At 26.6% G+C, this 3,171-nt stretch carries 1 protein-coding gene and 1 pseudogene; both read left to right on the top strand.

Annotated features, from left to right (window positions below; genetic code table 11):
* Window positions 1–1,921 (top strand): annotated as a pseudogene (locus L8X30_RS07810) (hypothetical protein); the annotation flags it as partial.
* Window positions 1,900–3,153, top strand: a complete 1,254-nt coding sequence (locus tag L8X30_RS07805; protein WP_263679752.1) for a hypothetical protein — start codon at window positions 1,900–1,902, stop codon at window positions 3,151–3,153. The pseudogene L8X30_RS07810 and the gene L8X30_RS07805, both read left to right, overlap by 22 nt.
* Window positions 3,154–3,171 lie beyond the last annotated feature (18 nt).

Here is a 3,171-nt window from a genome sequence, read left to right as displayed (position 1 = left end):
TACTTCGTCGATGAGTGATGGGGAGATGTGGAAATTTGCTGATATGAAAACACTTGAACAAGGTTTAAGCTTTTCCCCTATATTTAAACCACACAAAGCAGGTAATGTAGTAAATATGGGTACTATTAATGCTCAAAACGTTACTTTACAAGGTAATAAAGTAATGTTAAGTGCTGATACTAGTTGGGATGATAAAATGAAAAATCAAACAGGTATAATATCAGCTAATGAAATAAACTTACAAGGTAATGAAGTTTATGTAGATGTAGGTAATATAAATGGAGATCAATTACAAAGCTTAAAAATACAAGGAAGTGATGGTAATAATTTTAAAGGTTCTATGTATTTAAATGCTAGTGGATATTATTATAATCCTAATTCTTTTAAAGTATTTAATAAATTTAACAATTCAAACAACAATTTTAAAGTATATGAATATGTAGGTATAGGCTCTGATTTAGATTGGTGGCACTTTGCTAAAGGGTGGAATGAAAATAAAGAAGGTTTTAGAGATACAGCTGGTGAGTATAGACTTACTAATGATATAGACTTTAATGGAAATCAAGGTAAAGGTGAAGAAGGAAAAGATTGGCAAAACTATGTAAATTATTGTATAGATGGATATGGTTGTACCAATATGATAGTTGGATATAAAAGTCATGTTTATAATGAGAATTGGGAAATAATAGTAGATAATGGTTTTTCAAATAAAACATTTGATGGACAAGGATTTGCGCTTAAGAATATTAATATAGATACAACTAATCTTGAATATATACCTGAGTATGTAGGTATATTTGGGAATTCTAATAATTCTGAATTTAAAAATATAAAGATTGATTATAATAATAATTCCATTAAATCTAATTCAATATTTACAGGTGGATTTATAGGATATGCAAGTAATGGTAGTAGTTTTAAAAATATAGAGCTAAGTAATATCGCTAGTATTTCTACGCAAACAAACGATGTTTTATATACAGGTGGTTTTGTAGGATATGTAAGCGGAGCAAATTTTAATAAAATCAATATCAATAATATAAATGAATTAAGTGGCGTCAGTGTAGACAATAGATCTCATATTGGTGGTTTTGCTGGTAGTGTAAATAATGGAAAATTTGAAAATATATATCTTTCTCAAATCAATAAAATAATAAATAATAAAACAACTAAGGCAACATATACAGGTGGTTTTGCTGGGGAGATTTGGGAAGGTTTTTTTGAGAATATTGATATTAGAGGGATTGAAGAAATTAGTGGGGGATTTGTTACGGGTGGATTTTCTGGTAATATTGATTATGCTCAACTTTCAAATATAAATTTAGATATAAGTAATATAACATCCACATTCAGTACATTGCGTCATACTTATGCTGGTGGATTTGTTGGTAGTATTAATTCTGGAAATAATAAATTTAGTAATATCAATATTCGTGTTAAAAAAATTAAAAGTATTAACAATGACAATAATGGATTGTTAAGTGGAGAGATTGATGATGTTGGTAATGCATATGCTGGAGGATTTGCAGGTTTTGCTAATGGGGGAATTTTTAACAATATTAGTTTAGAAGCTGAAAAAATTGAAGCTATAAATAATAATAATTTAGAAAATACTCGTGCTGTTGTAGGTGGTTTTATTGGAAAGGTAGAAGGCTATAGAAGTGATAATTTATCGTTTTCAAATATTACTGTAAAAAATATAGATGCGATTGTTGGAAAGCTTGAACAAGATAAAAAAGGGATTGTTAATTCCGGTGGATTTATAGGTTGGATTCAAAGACAAGGCACGGGTGATTTTTCCAATATAAGTTTATATAATATAAAAAAAATATACAGGCGTATGGAAAAAATGATTTTACTAATGCTGGAGGTTTTATTGGGTATATCGAAAGTGGTTCTATGTTTAATTCGATCAATTTAAATTTTAATAATATTTATTTATTTTTCGAAAATGGTTCTCAAATACAGTCTTTTGCAAGTGATAGTAAGAATACAAGCGGAAAATTTATCAGTGCTTTTGATAATAAACAAGTAAATTTAAAATTTAACAATATACATCTTTATCATTACATAAATGATTTTAGTGGTGTTAATTCTGATATAAACCTTTGGAAAAATGCTATTAATGTATATATTTATAATGATGGCGATAAGTATATAAAATATAATGATTTCTTAAATAAAGATAGTATGATAGTAAGGCCTATAGTTAAGCTTCCGGAAAAACCAGAATTTTCTAGTGTGGATATAAATTTGCCAAATGTGGATTCTATTATAAAAGAGGAAGTTGCTCTTGATAAGGATGATTTGTATGAAGATACTATAAAAGATGAAATTTTAGCTGATATCACGAATCAACATTATAAAATATATATTAATACCCTTTTGGAAATGTTGGCAGAAAAGAATTATAGTGAAATGACATTGGATGAAAAGGTAGCTTTTGTTTCAAAATATTTTATTAAAGATACATCAAATAGCAAGAAAGAGGCTTTGAAAATAGTTGAAAGTATTGATTTTATAGTAGCCTATCAAACAAACGGATTAAATAATGCTGACAGTGATAAATTTAAAAATGGAGTTCAATCCTTTTATATTAATAATATTAAAATTAATATTGATAAAATTATTGAAAAAGGAAAAAGTATTTCTGAAATTTTAAATAACGAATTAAAGGATTTTGTTGTAAATTCTGAACAACTTATAAAAGAATTAGGTGAAATTCAAAATCAGTTAAAAAGTGCTGAAAATGATTATAACGAGTATGTGAAGAATAATAATCAAATTGATATTAGTGTACTTAATAGTCTACTTTCGAAAATAGTTTTACTAGAAAAACAACAAGATAGTATTTTATCTCAATTGGATTTATCATCTATAAAAAATAAAATTGAATATCAAAACAAACTAGGAAGTTTTTTAGTAATAGGAGATTATAAGTTGTCGCCCTATAAACCTGTTTTGGATATTCCTAATACAGATAATGAAATTGATTTTGTGCATTATAATGTAAAATCATTTGGTTTAATAGGGGATGAATTTATAAAAAAATATTCCAAAATAGATGTTATAGGTGAAGCAGAAACTGATAGTTATAAAAAAACTTGTGTTTCGAGCTTTAATTCAAAAGTTATGAATACTTGTATAAATTAATTTGATGAGATATATTGG

Origin of the sequence: Campylobacter sp. CNRCH_2015_0338h (assembly GCF_025772785.1) — a bacterium.
Taxonomy (GTDB): domain Bacteria; phylum Campylobacterota; class Campylobacteria; order Campylobacterales; family Campylobacteraceae; genus Campylobacter_D.
This window is presented reverse-complemented; position numbering and strand designations above follow the sequence as displayed.

Bases quoted from the DNA above. Each gene is read 5' to 3' on its own strand.
- L8X30_RS07805 (WP_263679752.1), top strand. From the start codon at position 1,900: ATGTTTAATTCGATCAATTTAAATTTTAATAATATTTATTTATTTTTC.